17 protein-coding genes are annotated in these 17,843 nt (G+C 67.9%); 5 read left to right on the forward strand and 12 right to left on the reverse strand.

Annotated features, from left to right (window positions below; genetic code table 11):
* Positions 1–56 precede the first annotated feature (56 nt).
* Positions 57–836 carry an EAL domain-containing protein gene (locus WNM05_RS00910; protein ID WP_434631685.1) on the forward strand — a complete coding sequence of 260 codons (780 nt, stop codon included), beginning with the start codon at positions 57–59 and terminating at the stop codon, positions 834–836.
* On the opposite strand, the gene WNM05_RS00915 is transcribed toward WNM05_RS00910, so the two are convergent.
* Complete coding sequence (locus WNM05_RS00915; protein WP_434631687.1) at positions 791–2,017, reverse strand: MFS transporter; 1,227 nt, start codon at positions 2,015–2,017, stop codon at positions 791–793. The genes WNM05_RS00910 and WNM05_RS00915 overlap by 46 nt on opposite strands.
* A 111-nt stretch (positions 2,018–2,128) precedes the next feature.
* Here WNM05_RS00915 and WNM05_RS00920 point away from each other — a divergent pair, with 111 nt between their 5' ends.
* Positions 2,129–3,019 (forward strand): LysR family transcriptional regulator, encoded by an 891-nt coding sequence (locus WNM05_RS00920; RefSeq protein ID WP_434631689.1) that lies wholly within the window; start codon positions 2,129–2,131, stop codon positions 3,017–3,019.
* A 54-nt stretch (positions 3,020–3,073) separates the two neighbouring features.
* Here the strand turns inward: WNM05_RS00920 and WNM05_RS00925 are convergent, their stop codons facing one another.
* Complete coding sequence (locus WNM05_RS00925) at positions 3,074–3,841, reverse strand: DeoR/GlpR family DNA-binding transcription regulator (protein WP_043572813.1); 768 nt, start codon at positions 3,839–3,841, stop codon at positions 3,074–3,076.
* A 130-nt stretch (positions 3,842–3,971) separates the two neighbouring features.
* The gene (locus WNM05_RS00930) at positions 3,972–4,982 is read right to left on the reverse strand and encodes a zinc-dependent alcohol dehydrogenase family protein (RefSeq protein ID WP_434631691.1); all 1,011 of its coding nucleotides are present in this window, start codon (positions 4,980–4,982) and stop codon (positions 3,972–3,974) included.
* 62 nt (positions 4,983–5,044) lie between these two features.
* Between WNM05_RS00930 and WNM05_RS00935 the strand changes: the two genes are divergently transcribed.
* Positions 5,045–5,995, forward strand: a complete 951-nt coding sequence (locus WNM05_RS00935) for a cupin domain-containing protein (protein WP_434631693.1) — start codon at positions 5,045–5,047, stop codon at positions 5,993–5,995.
* Here the strand turns inward: WNM05_RS00935 and WNM05_RS00940 are convergent.
* The 9 genes from WNM05_RS00940 to WNM05_RS00980 all read right to left on the reverse strand — a co-directional run bounded on the left by WNM05_RS00940 (position 5,992) and on the right by WNM05_RS00980 (position 15,396).
* Positions 5,992–7,542 carry an EAL domain-containing protein gene (locus WNM05_RS00940; RefSeq protein WP_434631695.1) on the reverse strand — a complete coding sequence of 517 codons (1,551 nt, stop codon included), beginning with the start codon at positions 7,540–7,542 and terminating at the stop codon, positions 5,992–5,994. The genes WNM05_RS00935 and WNM05_RS00940 overlap by 4 nt on opposite strands.
* Before the next feature lie 111 nt (positions 7,543–7,653).
* The gene (gene argH, locus WNM05_RS00945) at positions 7,654–9,033 is read right to left on the reverse strand and encodes an argininosuccinate lyase (RefSeq protein WP_434631697.1); all 1,380 of its coding nucleotides are present in this window, start codon (positions 9,031–9,033) and stop codon (positions 7,654–7,656) included.
* 80 nt (positions 9,034–9,113) lie between these two features.
* Positions 9,114–9,869 (reverse strand): substrate-binding periplasmic protein, encoded by a 756-nt coding sequence (locus WNM05_RS00950; RefSeq protein WP_434631699.1) that lies wholly within the window; start codon positions 9,867–9,869, stop codon positions 9,114–9,116.
* A gap of 166 nt (positions 9,870–10,035) precedes the next feature.
* Positions 10,036–10,770 (reverse strand): amino acid ABC transporter ATP-binding protein, encoded by a 735-nt coding sequence (locus WNM05_RS00955; RefSeq protein ID WP_434635195.1) that lies wholly within the window; start codon positions 10,768–10,770, stop codon positions 10,036–10,038.
* A gap of 5 nt (positions 10,771–10,775) precedes the next feature.
* Entirely contained in the window at positions 10,776–11,441 is a 666-nt protein-coding gene (locus WNM05_RS00960; protein WP_434631701.1) for an amino acid ABC transporter permease, read from the reverse strand.
* Positions 11,441–12,181, reverse strand: coding sequence for an amino acid ABC transporter permease (locus WNM05_RS00965; RefSeq protein WP_434631703.1), 741 nt, complete (start codon positions 12,179–12,181; stop codon positions 11,441–11,443). Before WNM05_RS00965 ends, WNM05_RS00960 begins: the two co-directional genes overlap by 1 nt.
* A gap of 147 nt (positions 12,182–12,328) precedes the next feature.
* Positions 12,329–13,228 (reverse strand): glutamate/aspartate ABC transporter substrate-binding protein, encoded by a 900-nt coding sequence (locus WNM05_RS00970; protein WP_434631705.1) that lies wholly within the window; start codon positions 13,226–13,228, stop codon positions 12,329–12,331.
* A gap of 119 nt (positions 13,229–13,347) precedes the next feature.
* A complete protein-coding gene (gene rsmA, locus WNM05_RS00975; RefSeq protein WP_434631707.1) occupies positions 13,348–14,136 on the reverse strand; it encodes a 16S rRNA (adenine(1518)-N(6)/adenine(1519)-N(6))-dimethyltransferase RsmA in 789 nt (262 codons plus the stop codon).
* A gap of 81 nt (positions 14,137–14,217) precedes the next feature.
* Positions 14,218–15,396 carry a Bcr/CflA family efflux MFS transporter gene (locus WNM05_RS00980; protein ID WP_434631709.1) on the reverse strand — a complete coding sequence of 393 codons (1,179 nt, stop codon included), beginning with the start codon at positions 15,394–15,396 and terminating at the stop codon, positions 14,218–14,220.
* A gap of 280 nt (positions 15,397–15,676) precedes the next feature.
* Here WNM05_RS00980 and WNM05_RS00985 point away from each other — a divergent pair, with 280 nt between their 5' ends.
* Together WNM05_RS00985 and rng are read left to right on the forward strand one after the other, a co-directional pair.
* Positions 15,677–16,273, forward strand: coding sequence for a Maf family protein (locus WNM05_RS00985; protein WP_434631710.1), 597 nt, complete (start codon positions 15,677–15,679; stop codon positions 16,271–16,273).
* A 14-nt stretch (positions 16,274–16,287) separates the two neighbouring features.
* Positions 16,288–17,784, forward strand: coding sequence for a ribonuclease G (gene rng / locus WNM05_RS00990; protein WP_434631712.1), 1,497 nt, complete (start codon positions 16,288–16,290; stop codon positions 17,782–17,784).
* Positions 17,785–17,843: the final 59 nt, after the last annotated feature.

Here is a 17,843-nt window from a genome sequence, read left to right on the forward strand (position 1 = left end):
TCGATACGTGTTTTTGCTATGCTGAAACATCGTCTCTTCGCCAAGGCAGGTGCGCCATGCAGCCCACTCTCGGCGCGCAGGCGGGCAGCATGCTGTTCCGCGACGCATCCGGCCGCTACTGCGCCGCCCTGGCCGGCTACCGCTTCCTCAGCGTATTCCAGCCCATCGTCTACCGCGGCGGCGCGCTGTTCGGCCACGAGGCGCTGCTGCGCGTCGTCGACGATGGCGGAGAATGGCTGGCGCCGGACCGCTTCCTGGCCTCGCTGCCGGCCGAGCTGGCGCTGGAGGCCGACCGGCTGGCGCGGCTGATCCATGTGCGCAACTTCGCCCAGAGCGGCGCCGAAGGCTGCTTGTGCCTGAACCTGATGCCGGCCACCGTGCAGCTGGACCACGGCGGCCGCACCCATCTGCCGCTGCTGCAGAATCTGCTGGCCAGCCTGGAGATAGATTCCGGCGCCACCATCTTCGAAGTGCCGGAATTCGAGATCGAGCAGCACGGCCAGCCGCTGCTGGACGGTCTGCGCCACGCCGCCGAGCTGGGCTTCGGCCTGGCCGTCGACGATTTCGGCGCGCTGGCCTCCCGCCACGGCAAGGTCGGCTCGCTGTGCCCGGACATCATCAAGATAGACCGCAGCCTGCTGCTGGACCATATGGCCGGCGAAACGCAGCCATTGCCGGCGCTGCTGGAATTCGGCTGGCAGATCGGCAGCCGCATGCTGGTGGAGGGCGTGGAAACCGCCGAACAGCTGGAGGCGATGCGCGCGCTCGGCGTCGAGCTGTACCAGGGCCATTACCTCGGCCGGCCCGGCGAATTGCCGGTGATCCGCCAGCTGTAGCCGCCGGCGTCCAGGCTCAGGCTGAGCAACGCCAGCAAGGCCAGCAGCGCGCCCAGCCACAGCGGCGCGCGCAGGCCCAGACCGGCGTCCAGGCCGGCGCCGCCGGCCCAGGAACCGAACATCAGCCCCAGATTCACCACCGCCATGTGCAGGCTGTTGACCATAGGCCCGCTGCCGCGGGCGCGCACCACCCTCGCCACCATCGCCGGATTCATCGGCAGGCCGGCCAGACCCAGCAGGGCCACGCCGGCCACGGTCAGCGCCTGCCATTGCGCGCCCAGCGCCAATGCCGACATCACCAGGACCAAGGTCAGCGTGCCGCCCAGCAGCACATGCCGGGCGTGGCGATCGGCCAGCCGTCCGGTCACCAGATTGCCCAGTACCGTCGCCGCGCCGTAGACGCCGAACAGCAGCGGCACCGTCGCGCCGGAGAAGCCGCCGATCTCGACGAAGATCGGCGCCAGATAGGTGAAGACGGCGAATACCGCGCCTATGATCAGGCCGCTGCTCAGATAGGCCGCCCACAACGGCGGCCTCGCCAGCGCGCGCAGCTCGTCGCCGGCGTCCTGCCGCGCCGGCTTGGCGCCGGGCGGCGCCAGCGCGGCGATGCCCAGCATCGCCAGTCCCACCAATGCCGCCACCAGCCAGAACGCCGGCCGCCAGCCCCATTGCCGGTCCAGCAGCGTCGCCAACGGCAGGCCGGCCACCGAAGCCAGCATCAGGCCGTTCAATACCAGGCCGGCGGCGCGGGCGATGCTCGCCGCCCCCACCAGCTCGCCGGCCAGCGCCAGCGCCACGCCGAAAAAGGCCGACTGCGCGACGCCGCAGACGATGCGCGACGCCAGCAGCTGCGGATAGCCGCCGGCCGTCGCGCCTATCAGCTGGCCGATCAGGAATACCGCCAGCAGGCCCAGCAGCGCCGGCTTGCGTCGCGCCGCGCGCAGCCGCAGCGTCAGTAGCGGGCCGCCGACCACCACGCTGGCGGCGAAGGCGGACACCAGCTTGCCGACCTCGGCCAGCGAGACGCCGAAGGCCGTCGCCAGCGACGGCATCATGCCGGCCACCATGAACTCCGAGGTGGCCATCGCGAAGATGGACAGGCTGAGCAGATGGATGACGGCCGGCAGCGGCCGGGACGCCGGGGCGCCCTCCGGGGAGGAAACAACGGACGGTGTCGTCATGACGGAACTCCTGGTGAGATCGGTCCTTCATGCTAAAAGCGCGCCCATGGCGGATAAACGGCTTGGCATGCCGCTCATAACGGAATATTTTTCCGCAATAAGGAGGAAATAATGGAAAAGATGGGCGGAATCGAGCTATTCGTCCAGGTGGCGCGCCAAGGCAGCCTGGTGGCGGCCGGCCGCCAGCTGGGCCTGTCGGCGTCGGCGTCGGCGGTGGGCAAGGGGCTGGCGCGGCTGGAACAGCGGCTGGGCGTGCGCCTGGTCCAACGCAGCACGCGGCGGCTGGCGCTGACCGCCGAGGGCAGCCAGTACCTGGTCCGCTGCCTGCGCATCCTGGACGAGGCGGAGGCGGCCGAGCGCGAGCTGCAACAGGGCATGGCCGCGCCCAGCGGCCGGCTGAAGGTGGGGCTGCCGCACGAAAGCGGTCTGCTGACGCCGCCGCTGGCCGATTTCATGCGCCGCTACCCGCAGGTGGCGCTGGATCTGGATTACAGCGACCGGCTGGTGGACGTGATAGGCGAGGGCTTCGACGTGGTGGTGCGCGGCGGCGAGCCGGCCGATTCCCGGCTGGCCGCGCGCAGGCTGGGCGGCTACCGGATGCGGCTGCTGGCCTCGCCCGGCTATCTGGCCGAACACGGCGAGCCGCGGACGGCGCGCGATCTGCTGCGGCACCGCTGCCTGCACTACCGGCTGCCCCACAGCGGCAAGCTGCTGCCGTGGCCGCTGCTGCCCGACGGCGACGGCGAGGTGTCGCCGCCGCTCAGCGCCAGCTGCAATACCGGCGAGGCGCTGATCGCGCTGGCGGTAGGCGGCATGGGCATCGCCTGCCTGCCGGACTTCACCGTCCGGCGCGAGCTGGCCGCCGGAACGCTGGTCCAGCTGGCGCGGCCGCAGGTGGAACGCAGCGGCAATCTCTACCTGCTATGGCCGGCGGCGCCGGCGATGCCGCCGCGGCTACGCGCCTTCATCGACCACATGAGCGCGCATGCCTTCGCCGAGTGAGCCGCAGTAAAAAACCGCCCGGAGGCGGTTTTTTCCTTGCGGCGAAGCGTCCGCTCAGGCCTCGGACAGCACCAGCCGCACGCTGTGTTCCTCCAGCAGCTTGCTGACCGGCTCCGGCGGCATCGCATCGGTGAACACGGTATGGAATTCGCTGATATGGCCCATGCGCACCAGCGCGTTGCGGCCGAACTTGCTGTGGTCGGCGGCCAGGTAGCGGTGGCGGGCATTGTTCATCATCGCCTGGGCGACCCGCACTTCGCGGTAGTCGAAATCCAGCAGCGAGCCGTCGGACTCGATGCCGGACACGCCGATGATGGCGTAGTCGACCTTGAACTGGTTGATGAAGTCCAGCGTCGCCACGCCGGTGATGCCGCCGTCCGACGCGCGCACGGTGCCGGAGGTGATCATCGCGGTGAAGTCCGGATTGGTGGACATGATGGACGCGACGTGGATGTTGTTGGTGATCACCCTGAGCCCCTTGTGCGTCGCCGTCAGCGCCTGCGCCACCGCCTCTATCGTCGTGCCTATGCTCATGAACAGCGAGGCGTGGTCGGGGATGCTGCGCGCGATCATGTCGGCGATATGGGCCTTTTCGCTCTGAAACTTTCCTTTGCGCGCAAAGTAGTCCTCGTTCTCCACGCTGTTGCCGAGCGCGGCGCCGCCGTGGTAGCGGCGCAGCAGATTGGCCTCGCACAGCTGGTTGATGTCGCGACGTATCGTCTGCGGCGTGACATCGAGCAACCTGGCCAGCTCCTCGATCGGCATGAAGCCGTTTTCGCGGACCAGTTGCAGAATCTTGTCGTGACGTGGAGAGCGGCTCATAACTATTCGGAATCGAAAATCACGTTACTTTAGTAACATATTTTTCGCCCGATTAGCAAATGCCGGCTGCAATTTTCGCCCCGTTCCCGACCGGCGGCGCGCGGCCGCCACAGCGACGGCCGGATGCCGTTCAATGCTCGATCACCACCTTGCCGAAATGCCGGCGCGCGGCGAAGTGCTCCCAGGCGGCGCGGGCGTCGTCGAAGGGGAAGACCCGGTCCAGCACCGGCCGCAGCCGTTGCCGGCCGATGGCGCGCAGCATCGCTTCCAGGCCCTCCCGGTGGCCGACGGCGATGCGGCGCAACGTGGCGCCGCTGAGGAAATAGCGCATGAAGTCCATCTCCGCCGCGCCGTCGGCCAGGAAACCTATCACCGCGATCTCGCCGCCCGGCGCCACCGCCGCCAGCGACTGCGCCAATGTGCCCTTGCCGCCGACCTCGACAATGCGGTCCACGCCGCGGCCGCCGTTCAGCTCGCGCACCCGTTCTCCCCATTCCGGCACGGCGAGATAGTCGACCACCGCGTCGGCGCCCAGCGCCCGCAGCCGCTCCGCCTTGGCGGCGGAGGACGTGGTGGCGATGACGCGCGCGCCCATCAGCTTGGCCAGTTGCAGGGCGAACAGCGACACGCCGCCGCTGCCCTGCACCAGCACCGTGTCGCCGGCCGTCACCGGCTGCGGCCCGGTCAGCGCCGTCCAGGCCGTCAGCGCCGCGCACGGCAGCGTCGCGGCCTCGGCCCAGTCCAGATGCTCCGGCACCGCCGCCAGCGCCTCCTCGCGCACCGTCTTGTATTCGCACAGCCAGCCGTCCTGATTGCTGCCGTACTGGCGCGCCGCCTCGGCCGGCGGAAAGGGGCCGCCGAACCACTGCGGGAAAAAGGCGTTGCATACCCTGTCGCCGATGCGGAAGCGGGCGCAGTCGTCGCCCAGCGCGACGATTTCGCCGGCGCCGTCGGACAGCGGGACCAGGCCGTCGCGCCAGCTCATCGGATACTGGCCGTTAAGCAAGGCCAGGTCGCGGTAGTTCAGCGAGCTGGCGCGCACCCTCACCAGCACCTCGCCGCGGCCGGGCGTCGGCACCGGCTCCTGATGGCTCGCCAGGTGGTCGAGGGAGCCGAAACGGGAAAAACGATAGCTTTGCATCGGGAACGTCCTTCGGATGAAAAATCACCCGGACATCTTGCCTCGCCGCATGAGGATGATGAATGATCGAACCTACCCATTCATTCACCATTCGTATCGGTTTGCGCATGGATCTGCTGGAAGACATCTTCACCGCGATGCGGGTGGAGAGCGCGCTGTACGCGCGGCTGGAGGCGCGCGCGCCGTGGGGCATAGATTTCGCCCATCAGGCGTCGGCACGCTTCGGCATCGTCGCCCACGGCGGCTGCCTGCTGGCCGGCGCCGGACTGGAGCGGCCGCTGCCGCTGACGGCCGGCGACCTGTTCATCGTCAGCGGCGGCCAGCGCTTTTGCCTGATGGACGCGCCGGGGACGGAGACGCCGCCGTGCGAAACGGTTTTCGCCGGCCGCCGCGACGGCGTGATCCGTTTCGGCGGCGACGGCGCGGAAACCGGCATCGTCTCCGGCCGCTTCGTGTTCGACGCCGCCGCCGGCGCGCCGTTGACGGCGCTGCTGCCGCCGGTGCTGCACCTGCGGCTGGACGCCGAGCGGGCGCGGCTGCTGCAGGCCGCGCTGGAAATGATCGCGCGCGAAAACGCCGCGCCGACGCTGGGCTCGCCGCTGGTGGTGCAGAAGCTGGTGGACGTGCTGTTGATCGAGGCCCTGCGCATCCACTGCCTGTCCGGCCGCGGCGACGGCTGGCTGGGCGCGCTGGCCGACCGCCGGCTGGCGCCGCTGCTGCACGCGATCCATGCCGATCTGGCGGCGCCGTGGACGCTGGAGACGATGGCGGCGCGCGCCGGCATGTCGCGCTCGGCCTTCGCCCGCCATTTTCGCGCGCGCGTCGGCGACACGCCGCTGAACCACCTGACCGGCTGGCGCATTCACCGCGCCCAGGGCCTGCTGCGGCACAGCCGGCTGACGCTGGGCGAAGTGGCCGCGCGCGTCGGCTACGACAGCGACGCCGCCTTCCAGCGCGCCTTCAAACGGCTTTGCGGCATGCCGCCGGGCGAATACAGACGGCTTAAAACCTAGCGCTGCCGCGGCGGCCAGGTGTCGCCGGCGATCAGCCGGCGCGCGAACTCGTCCAGCGGCATCGGCCTGGCGATGTGGAAGCCCTGCAGCCAGCCGACGCCGAGCTGGCTCAGATAGGCCAGCTGCTCGGCGGTCTCGACACCCTCGGCCACCGTTTCCAGCCCCAGCTTGGCCGCCAGCTCCGCCACGCTGTCGACGATGTGGGCGGACAGGCCGTCGCTGCCTATGCCGGCGACGAAGCTCTGGTCTATCTTCAGGCCGTCCACCGCCAGTTGCTGCAGATAGACCAGGCTGGAATGGCCGGTGCCGAAGTCGTCGAGCGCGATCTTCACGCCCAGCAGGTGCAGCCGGTGGAACAGTTCTTCCACCTCCGGCGTGACCTCGACCAGCTCGCGCTCGGTCAATTCCAGCGTCAGCACCGCCCCGCTGCCTTGCAGCGACTGCTGCAGCTCGCGACAATCATCGTAGAAGCGCGGGTCCTGCAGATGGGCGCGGCTGATGTTGAAGCCGAGGTGGAAGTCCGGCGGCAGCGGCAGCCTGCGCAGACGGTCGGCCACCTGCCGCATCATCTGCCAGGTCATCGGCACGATCATGTCGGACTCCTCGGCCTGCGGGATGAACAGCTCGGGCCGGATCAGGCCGTCGCGCGGATGGCGCCAGCGCATCAGCACCTCGGCGCCCTGCCAGCCCGGCACGCCAGGCTTGACCACTGGCTGCAGGAACCCCTCGAACTCGTCGTTCCCCAGCGCGCGCCTGAGCTCGGCCAGCGGCGAGGCCGGCCGGCCCAGCAGCCAGTACAAGGTCGCGCCGGCGGCCAGGCCCAGCAACAGCAGCACGACGGTCAGCAGGCCGTGGCGCTGCCACAGCAGACGCGGCCACGCCGGGACCTCGTAGCTGGTCAGCAAGGTGTACGGATAGCGCTGCGAGCGGCCGATCTCCACGGTACGCCACGGCTGCGGCGCCGGACCGCGTCCGACCCGGCGCGGCCCCAGCCATGCGGGGCCGACCTGCAGGAAGACCGGGGTGCTGTCGCTGGCGTCCTGCAGCGCCAGCTGCAGATAGCGGCCGTCCACGGTGGCGACGGCGTCGCCGCGCGGCCCGCGCAGCCGGTAGTACAGCAGCGGCACGTCGGGCGTGATCTGATTGCCGGACAGCAGTTGCAGGCGGCCCTCGACGAAGCCGCCGGAATCGAGCGGCAGCGAGATGCTGCCGCTGAGCGAGGTGCAATAGAAGGCGTCGCCGCGCGCCAGCGCGGTGCTGCGGACGAAGGGCACCATCGCCACCTGCCGGCGCAGGCTGTACACCGCCTGGCCGCAGGGCTGGCCGGCATGGGGCAGGATGGCGCGGCTGGCCTGGTCGGCCTGATCCAGGATCTCGTCGACCTGGGCCACACCCTGCTGGATCTGTTGCCGGGCCAACCGGCGCAAATCCTGGCCCTCCTGCCACAGCAGCGTCGGCGCCACCGTCAGCAGCGGCAGCAGGGCGACCAGCAGCGCCGGCAGCAGATGGCTGAGCCGGTGTTGGCGGCGCGGATGCAAGGGACTCATCGGGTCTCCGCGGCAAGCGTCCGCGGCATGCGGGACCGCCCGGCCACAACGGGTTGTCGACATGAAGGCAAAAGCCCTCCTCGCGGAGGGCCGTCTCCAGGCGCGGCGGGCTCAGCCGAGCCGGGCGCGGTGCCGGGCGATCTGCGCCGCCACCTGCCGCGGCGCGGTGCCGCCGACGTGGTCGCGCTGCGCGAGGCTGCCTTCCGGCGTCAGTACGGTATAGACGTCGTCGGCGATCAGCGCACTGAAGCCCTGCAGCACCGCCAGCGGCAGTTCGGCCAGGTCCACGCCCTGTCCCTCGGCATGGCGCACCGCCAGCGCGACCACTTCATGGCTGTCGCGGAACGGCAGGCCCTTCTTGACCAGGTAGTCGGCCAGGTCGGTGGCGGTGGCGAAGCCCTGCAGCACGGCGGCGCGCATCGCCTCCGGCTTCACCGTCACGCCGCGCATCATGTCGGCGTAGATGCGCAGCGTGGCCTGCAGCGTGTCGACGGTGTCGAACAGCGGCTCCTTGTCTTCCTGATTGTCCTTGTTGTAGGCCAGCGGCTGCGCCTTCATCAGCGTCAGCAGCGCGATCAGGTGGCCGACGACGCGGCCGGACTTGCCGCGCACCAGCTCGGGCACGTCCGGGTTCTTCTTCTGCGGCATGATGGACGAGCCGGTGCAGAAGCGGTCGGCGATGTCGATGAAGCCGACGCGCGGGCTCATCCACAGGATCAGCTCCTCGGACAGCCGCGACAGGTGGATCATCACCAGCGACGCCGCCGCGGTGAATTCGATGGCGAAATCGCGGTCGGACACCGCGTCCAGCGAGTTGTGGCAGACGTCGTCGAAGCCGAGCAGCTCGGCGGTGTAATGGCGGTCTATCGGGTAGGTGGTGCCGGCCAGCGCCGCCGCGCCCAGCGGCAGCCGATTGACGCGCTTGCGGCAGTCCAGCATCCGCTCGGCGTCGCGCGCCAGCATCTCGACATAGGCCAGCAGATGGTGGCCGAAGGTGACCGGCTGCGCCACCTGCAGATGGGTGAAGCCGGGCATCACGGTGGTCGCGTGCCGCTCCGCCAGATCCAGCAGGCTCTTCTGCAGCTCGGCCAGCAGGTGGACGGTGGCGTCGATCTCGCCGCGCAGCCACAGCCGGATGTCGGTGGCCACCTGATCGTTGCGCGAACGGCCGGTGTGCAGCCGCTTGCCGGCGTCGCCGACGCGGTCGGTCAGCCGCCGCTCGATATTCATGTGCACGTCTTCCAGGTCGACGCTCCACGCCAGCGCGCCCGCGCGGATCTCGTCGCGGATCCCGGCCATGCCCTGGCGGATCGCCGCCAGGTCGGCGTCGGACAGCACGCCTGCCCGGTTCAGCATCGCCGCGTGGGCGAGCGAACCGTCGATATCGGCCTCGGCCAATCGGTAGTCGAAACCGATGGAGGCGGTGTAGTGCTTGACGAGTTCGGAAACCGGCTCGGAAAAGCGGCCGGACCAGGCATGTTGGTCTTGCATGGCGTTGCGTCCCACTGGTAATCGTGCAAAAGCCCTACTATGCCAGCCGACACCGCGCGCGGCCAGCGCGGATTTTGCAACTAGCGCTCATCGGCGCCGTTTTTGCCGCCGGCCAACAGCCGGGCGACGCTGCCGTCGGCCAGCATCGCGCGCAGCGTCCGCGCGATCCGCGCCCGCTCCGGATACCGCGGCGACGTGCGCGCCAGCACCAGCCGGTTGGGACGGGCGTCGTCCAGCGTCAAGGGCACCCGCCGGACGCTGGCGGCGAACTCCGGGCTGGCCGCCAACAGGCCGCTCTGCTGCTCGTTGCCTATCAGCACGTCGACGCGGCCGGCCACCAGCTTGCGGAAGCTGGACTCCATCGTCGGCGCCGTGTCGCGGCGGATGCGGGAGTCGGCGTCGAAGCGCGGATGGTAGCGCACGCCCTGCACCACCCCCACCGTCAGCGGCAGCAGATCGGCGTAGCGGACGACGCCGCGCCCGTCGTCTCGGCGCTGATACAGGGCCAGACGGTTGCCGCTGGCGAACGGCGGCTCCAGATAATCCAGATAGCGGGCGCGCTCGGCGCTGTACTGCACCCCTATCATCAGGTCGGCCTTGCCAGCCTGCATCGCCGCCAGGCAGCGCGACAGCGGGCACGGGAAGAAACGCAGCGGCATTCCCAGCCGGCGCGCCAGCTCGCGCACGATCTCGGTATAGGGACCGGCCGGCCGGCCCTGCGCGTCCACACGCTTCCAAGGCTCGAACACATTGTAGGCGAAGACCAGCTCGTGGGCGGCCGCCGGCGCGGACGTCAGCGTCAGGCAGCACAGCAGCAGGGCGATCAGTCTTTTCACGGCGTTTGCTTGGAAATGTTTTCACCCATGCTATCCGCGAATCGCGCGCGCCGGGGACTCGGCGTGCCGATAAGCCCATCGTTGTTGCAAAAACATCTCGCCGGCGGCGCGCCGGACGCGAAAAAGCCCGCGCCGGGGCGCGGGCTCGATGCGCGGCGGTCGCCGCTCAGTGCTGCAGGATCTTGGACAGGAACTGGCGCGCGCGCTCGCTGCGGGCGTCCATGTCTCCGAAGAAGTCGTCCTTGGCGCAGTCCTCGACGATATGGCCCTGGTCCATGAAGATCACGCGGTCGGCGACGCGGCGGGCGAAGCCCATTTCGTGCGTCACGCACATCATCGTCATGCCCTCGTGCGCCAGCTCGGTCATCACGTCCAGCACCTCGTTGATCATCTCCGGGTCCAGCGCGCTGGTCGGCTCGTCGAACAGCATCGCGATCGGATCCATCGCCAGCGCGCGGGCGATGGCCACCCGCTGCTGCTGGCCGCCGGACAGCTGGCCGGGATGCTTGTCGGCGTGCGCCCTGAGGCCGACGCGGTCCAGAAGCTTCAGGCCCTTGGCCATCGCCTCGTCGCGGCCGCGGCCCAGCACCTTGACCTGGGCGATCGCCAGGTTCTCGGTGATGGTCAGGTGCGGGAACAGCTCGAAGTGCTGGAACACCATGCCGACGCGCGAACGCAGCTTGGGCAGGTCGGTCTTCGGGTCGCCGACCGAGATGCCGTCGACGACGATCTCGCCCTGCTGGAACGGCTCCAGCGCGTTGACGCACTTGATCAGCGTGGATTTGCCGGAGCCGGACGGCCCGCACACCACGACGACCTCGCCCTTGGCGACCCGGGTGGTGCAGTCGGTCAGCACCTGGAAGTCGCCATACCATTTGCTGACCTTGTTCAGCGCAATCATTGCAGTCATACAGCCAACCTTTGTTGCAGGCGCTTCACCAGCCGCGAAGCGCCAAAACTGATCACGAAGTAGACCGTGCCGGCGAATATCAGGAATTCGTGCGGCAGGCCGACGATGTCGCCCTTGGAGCGGGCGGTGTTGAGAAAGTCCATCAGGCCGACAGCGTATACCAGAGACGTGTCCTGGAACAGGATGATGGACTGCTGCAACAGCAGCGGCAGCATCTTGCGCAGCGCCTGCGGCAGCACCACCAGGCCCATCACCTGGTGATAGCGCATGCCCAGCGCGTAGGCGGCGCCGGCCTGGCCTTTCGGTATCGCCTGGATGCCGGCGCGGACGATCTCGGCGAAATAGGCGGCCTCGAACATCACGAAGGCGGTCAGACAGGAGGTGAAGGCCCCGACCGGCTCGAAATTGCCGGTGATCCAGTTCAGCAGCAGCGGCACCGCCAGGTAGAACCAGGAGATCACCAGCAGCAGCGGAATCGAGCGGAAATAGTAGACGTAGAGCGTGGCCAGCGCCGACAGCGGCTTGAAGTCGGACAGCCGCGCCAGCGCCAGCAGAATGCCGAGCAACACGCCGCCGGCGACGCCGCCGGCCAGCATCTTCAGCGTCAGCAGCATGCCCGCGCCCAGACCCGGCAGGGCCGGGACGATCTGGCTGAAATCCATTATTTGCCTCCCATCATGCCGGGCACCCTGAGCTTCTTCTCCAGCGCGTTCATCATCAGCATCAGGCTCATATTGAGCACGAAGTAGATGACGGTGGCCAGCGTGAAGGCTTCGAAGATGTTGGCGGAAAACTCGGCGGTCTGCTTGGTCTGCGCCAAAAGCTCGGCCAGGCCGATCAGCGACGCCACCGACGAGTTCTTGATGATGTTCAGGAACTCGCTGGTCAGCGGCGGGATGATGATGCGCATCGCCTGCGGCAACAGCACGTGGCGGTAGGTCTGGCCCAGCGAGAAGCCGACGGCCATCGCCGCGTTGCGCTGGCCGCGCGGCAGCGCCTCGATGCCGGTCCTGACCTGCTCGGCCACCCGGGCGGCGGTGAACAGGCCGAGGCAGACGACGACCGACAGGAATTGCGAGGTCGTCGGCGACAGGTCCTGTTTGAACCAGACCTGCGCGCCCTCCGGCAACAGGTCCGGCACCAGGAAGTACCAGACGAACAGCTGCACCAGCAGCGGCACGTTGCGGAACAGTTCGACGTAGACGGTGGCGAGGCCGGCCACCCAGCGATTGGGCAGCGTGCGCAGCACGCCGACCGCGGTGCCCAGCGCCAGCGCGATGATCCAGCCGCTCAAGGCCACCGCCACCGTCCAGCCCAAGCCGCTGACGAACCAGTTCAGATAGATCTCGCTGCCGACACCGGTAGGCTTGAAGAAGATTCCCCAGTCCCAGTGGTAATTCATGAAGCCACTCCCAGCCGCGCGGTCGCGAAGGCGCGCGGCGATCGATGCCCCCGCCGGCCGCCGGCCGGGCAGGGTCGAGCAGCCGCCCGCCTGATGCGGACGGCTTCGGTTTGACGGTTCAGGCCGCCGTCAGGCGGCCCTGCCGGATCACTCGGCGGGCTTGTCGGTCGGCTTGGCCAGCAGCGACTTCAGCTCGTCGGACATCGGGAAGTTCAGGTTCAGGCCCTTCGGCGGAACCGGGCTGGTGAACCACTTGGCGTAGATCTTGTTCACTTCGCCGGACTTGAAGGTCTTCTCCAGCGCGGTATCCACCACCTTCTTGAACGCCGGGTCGTCCTTGCGCAGCATGCAGCCGTAGATCTCGTACGATTGCGCCTTGCCGGTGACCACCCAGTTGGACGGGTTCTTGGCCTTGGCCATCTCGCCGTACAGCAGCGCGTCGTCCATCATGAAGGCGGCGGCGCGGCCGGACTCCAGCATCAGGAACGATTCGCCGTGGTCCTTGGCCGAGATGATGTTCATGCCCATGTTCTTGCTGGCGTTCATCGCCTTGATCAGCCGTTCGGACGTGGTGCCGGCGGTGGTGACCACGTTCTTGCCCTTCAGGTCCGGGAAATCCTTGACGCCGGAGGTCTTGGCGGTCAGCAGGCGGGTGCCGATCTCGAAGATGCCGACCGAGAACGCCACCTGGCGGCCGCGCTCGGCGTTGTTGGTGGTGGAGCCGCACTCCAGGTCCACGGTGCCGTTCTGCACCAGCGGGATGCGGGTCTGCGAGGTCACCAGATTGTATTTGACCTGCAGATTCGGCAGCTTCAGCTCCTTCTTCACCTCTTCCACCACCTTGCCGGCGAGGTCCATCGAATAGCCGATAGGCTTCTGGTTGTTGTCGTAGTACGAGAACGGGATCGAGGAATCGCGGTTGCCCAGCACGATCACGCCGGAATCCTTGATCTTCTTCAGCGTGCCGCTCAGTTCGGCGGCGCCGGCCGGCAGCGCGGCGACCGCGGCCAGCGTACATCCAGCGAGGACGGAAGTGCGAATGCGCATGAGTGTTTCTCCTTATGACTCTCTTTGCGGGGTGAAACGGCGCCGCTTCGAGGGCTGGCGCCTTGATCTTCTTTGTAGTGTTTGTCTGTCCGACAGTATGCGGATATTTTTTATTCGTGTCAGGACTTAATGCCCTTGTCAGACAGATGATTGGCCAGCCGTACATAGTCCTCGACCGGCAGGTTCTCCGGCCTCAGGCCCGGATCGATGCCCAGCGCCTCCAGATCGGCCGCGTCGGCCAGACCCTTCAGATTGTTGCGCAGCGTCTTGCGCCGTTGCGAGAACGCCTGGACCACCAGCTTCTCCAGCATCGCCTCGTCGCGGGCGACGCCGCAGCGGCCCGGCGCCGGGATCATACGCACCACGGCGGAATCGACCTTCGGCGGCGGCCAGAACGCCTCAGGCGGCACGAACAGGATGTTTTCCATGTAGAAGCGGTATTGCAGCATCACCGACAGCCGGCCGTAATCGGCGTTGGACGGCTCGGCCACCATGCGCTCTATCACTTCCTTCTGCAGCATGAAGTGCATGTCCAGCACGCGGTTGCCGTAGCTGGCCAGGTGGAACAGCAGCGGCGTCGAGATGTTGTACGGCAGGTTGCCGACTATCTTCAGCGGCTTGTCGCTGACCGAGCCGAAGTCGAAGGCCAGCGCGTCGCCGGCGTGTATGGTCAGCTTGTCGGCCGGATGCTCGGCGCGCAGTCGTTCGATGATGTCGCGGTCGATCTCGACCACGTGCAGGTGCGGCAGCCGCGACAGCAGCGGCTTGGTGATCGCCCCCAGGCCGGGTCCGATCTCGATGACGATGTCGTCCGGCTGCGGATTGACCGCGTGGACGATGCCGGCGATGACGCTGGCGTCCTGCAGGAAATTCTGCCCGAAACGCTTGCGGGGGATGTGCTTGCTCATGAATCTGCCAAATCTTGGGACAGCCGCGATTGTACTCGCGCCGCGGCAAATGTCCCAAGCGATTCAGGCAGTTGTCCTGTATCAGGCTTCGGCAGGTGCCGGCACGTCCTGCTGACGCAACGCCAGCAGGCAGGCCAGCGGCAGCAGCAGCGCCGCGCCGCCCAGCGCCCATTCCCCCGGCAGCGGCAGCGCGGCCAGCGCCGCCGACAACACCGCGGCGAACAGCATCTGGGCGCAGCCCAGCAAGGCGGCGGCGCGACCGGCGGCGTGGGCGAACGGCGCCATCGCCAGGCTGCTGGCCGGCCCCAATGTGAAGGCGAAGCCTACGCTGAGCACCGCCACCGGTCCCATGTAATGCCAGGCGCCGCTTTTGCCTGACAGCGCCAGCAACAGCGCGCCGGACAGCGCCATCAGGCCCAGGCCCCAGTGCAGCAGCGTCTGCTGCGAGAAGCGGCCGATCAAGCGCAGGCCGACGAAGCTGACGGCCATGATCAGCAGCGCGTTGGCGCCGAACAAAAGGCCGAAGGCGGCCGGGCTGACGCCGCCGTCGGCGATCAGCACCTTGGGCGCCAGCGTGACGTAGCCGAGTATCATGCCCAGCGCGGTGCAGCAGCAGGCGCCGTAGCGCAGCAGCTCAGGGTGGCGCAGCAGCTCGGCGCTGCCGGCGCGCTCGGCGCGCGGCGGGACGGCGGGCCGCGTCTCCGGCATCTTCCACACCAGCGCGGCGAAGGCCGCCAGCGCCAGCGCCGCCAGCAACAGGAAGCAGGACGGCCAGCCGTACTGCCGGACCAGCACGCTGCCCAGCGTCGGGGCCATCGCCGGCACGATGCTGAGCGTGCCGTTCAGCAGGCTGTAGCGGCGCGCGGCGGCATTGCCGGAAAAGCAGTCGCGGATGATGGTGAATGCGCATACCGAGCTGGCGCTGGCGCCCAGCCCCTGCAAGACGCGGGCGAGCAGGAAGCCGCCCAGCGTATCGCAATGGCCGGCCAGCATAGAAGCCGCGGCGTAGACCAGCAGGCCGCCCAGCGCCACCGGCCGGCGGCCGACGCGGTCGGCCAGCGGGCCGAACAGCAGCTGGCCCAGGCCCAGGCTGAATACGAAGGCGCCTATGCTGGCCGAGGCGTCGGCGTGGAACTGGCTTTGCAGCATCGGCAGGGCCGGCAGATACAGATCGATGCCCAGGGGATTGAACAGGATCAGCAAAATGGCGGCGGCGGTGGCCGGATTGGCATGACGGGCGACGGGACTGGCTGGCGGCATAGGAGGCGGCGGAAACGGCGACAAAGACAAACATCTTATCAAAACCGTCGCCCGCAGTTCAATTTGCATAAAAATGGATTTCAAAATGCCTTTTGACATAAGCGGAGGCGCGCAGCCTTGACAGGCGACTACAGTCGTTCACCAATTGCCAGCCGCCGCAAGGCTTTGAATCCCCATCGCTTTTCTCCCTCCGGGCCGTCCCCGGACACCGCGGCCATGGTTGGCGCCGGGCCGCTCTGGTAACCTAGGCGTCAGCCCAAGAACAAACGAGCAGCCTGATATGAGCACCAATGACAACAGAATCTACCTCGCGTCCGGCAGTCCGCGCCGGCGCGAGATCCTGGAACAGCTGGGCCTGCATCTGGAACGCATTCACGCCGAGATCGACGAAACGGTCAGGCCGGGCGAAGACGCCGTCGCCTACACCGAACGGCTGGCGCGCGAAAAGGCCGAGGCCGGCTGGCGCGTCGTCTCCTCCTGCGGCCTGCCGGAGCGGCCGCTGCTGGCCGCCGACACCACGGTGACGCAGGACGGCGAGATCTTCGGCAAGCCCGAGAACGCCGACGACGCCCGCCGCATGCTGCGCGCCTTCTCCGGCCGTCGCCACCAGGCGATCACCAGCGTGGCGCTGCGCCAGGGCGAGCGGCTGCTGCTCAAGACCTCGGTCACCGACGTTTGTTTCAAGACGCTGTCCGATGACGAGATCGAACGCTACATTGCCAGCGGCGAGCCGTTCGACAAGGCCGGCGCCTACGGCATACAGGGCCGCGCCGGTGTCTTCGTCGAGCGCATCGAGGGCAGCTACACCGGCGTGATGGGCCTGCCGGTACACGAAACCGCGCTGCTGCTGGCCGAATTCGGCTTCGAGCTGCCATAAGCCGGGGAGCGAACATGCTGCATCAATCGATCGCGCTGCCGCGCGACCTGCCGCGGCCGCAGGAACAGATATTGGTCAACATCACGCCGCAGGAAACCCGCGTCGCGGTGCTGGAAGAGGGCATCGTCCAGGAATTGCACGTCGAGCGCGCCGCCAGCCGCGGCATCGTCGGCAACATCTACCTGGGCCAGGTCAAACGGGTGCTGCCCGGCATGCAGAGCGCCTTCATCGAGATCGGCCTGGAGCGCGCCGCCTTCCTGCACATCGCCGACGTGCTGGAACAGCGCCAGCACCCGACCGAGCCGCAGCGGATAGAGAAGATGCTGTTCGAGGGCCAGACCGTCCTCGTCCAGGTGATCAAGGACCCGATAGGCACCAAGGGCGCGCGGCTGTCGACGCAGATCTCGCTGGCCGGCCGCTTCCTGGTCCATCTGCCGCAGGAAGAGCACATCGGCGTGTCGCAGAAGATAGAAAGCGACACCGAACGACACAGCCTGAAGGCGCGGCTGGAAAAGCTGCTGCCGGCCGGCAGCCCGAAGGGCTACATCATCCGCACCAGCGCGGAAACCGCGCGCGACGACGAGCTGGCCGCCGACATCGACTATCTCAGCAAGCTGTGGTCCGACATCCAGCAGAAGTCGAAGACGCTGCCGGCGCAGAGCCTGCTGTACGAGGACCTGCCGCTGGCGGTGCGGGTGCTGCGCGACATGGTCAGCGGCTACACCGACAAGGTGCTGGTGGACTCCAACGAGAACTACGGCCGGATGGTCGAATTCGCCGAGCAGTACGTGCAGATCGCCGTCGACAAGATAGAACGCTATGCCGGCGAGCGGCCGCTGTTCGAGCTGCACGGCATCGAGACCGAGATAGACAAGGCGCTGGCGCGCCGCGTCAACCTGAAGTTCGGCGGCTACCTGATCATCGACCAGACCGAGGCGATGACGACGATAGACGTCAACACCGGCGGCTTCGTCGGCAACCGCAACTTCGACGAGACCATCTTCAAGACCAATCTGGAGGCGACCCAGGTGATCGCCCGCCAGCTGCGGCTGCGCAATCTGGGCGGCATCGTCATCGTCGACTTCATCGACATGGACAGCGACGAACATCAGGCGGCGGTGCTGGCCGAGCTGGCCAAGGCGATGGCGCGCGACCGCACCCGGGTGACGCTGAACGGCTTCACCAGCCTGGGCCTGGTCGAGATCACCCGCAAGCGCACCCGCGAAAGCCTGGCCCACGTGCTGTGCGAGCCGTGCCCGACTTGCCAGGGCCGCGGCGAGATCAAGACGGCGCAGACGGTGTGCTACGAGGTCCAGCGCGAGATCGTCCGCGAGGCGCGGCAGTACGACGCCAAGGGCTACCGCATCCTGGCCGCGCAGTCGGTGATAGACATGTTCCTCGACGAGGAGTCGCAGAGCCTGGCGATGCTGGTGGACTTCATCGGCAAGCCGGTGTCGCTGTCGGTGGAGGCCAGCTACACGCAGGAGCAGTTCGACGTGGTGCTGCTGTAAGCAGCATCCGTTCCCTGCGACCACCTTCCCGCGCGGGAAAATCAAGCAGCCGGCGGCAG

Source organism: Chromobacterium sp. CV08, assembly GCF_051129845.1.
Classification (GTDB): domain Bacteria; phylum Pseudomonadota; class Gammaproteobacteria; order Burkholderiales; family Chromobacteriaceae; genus Chromobacterium.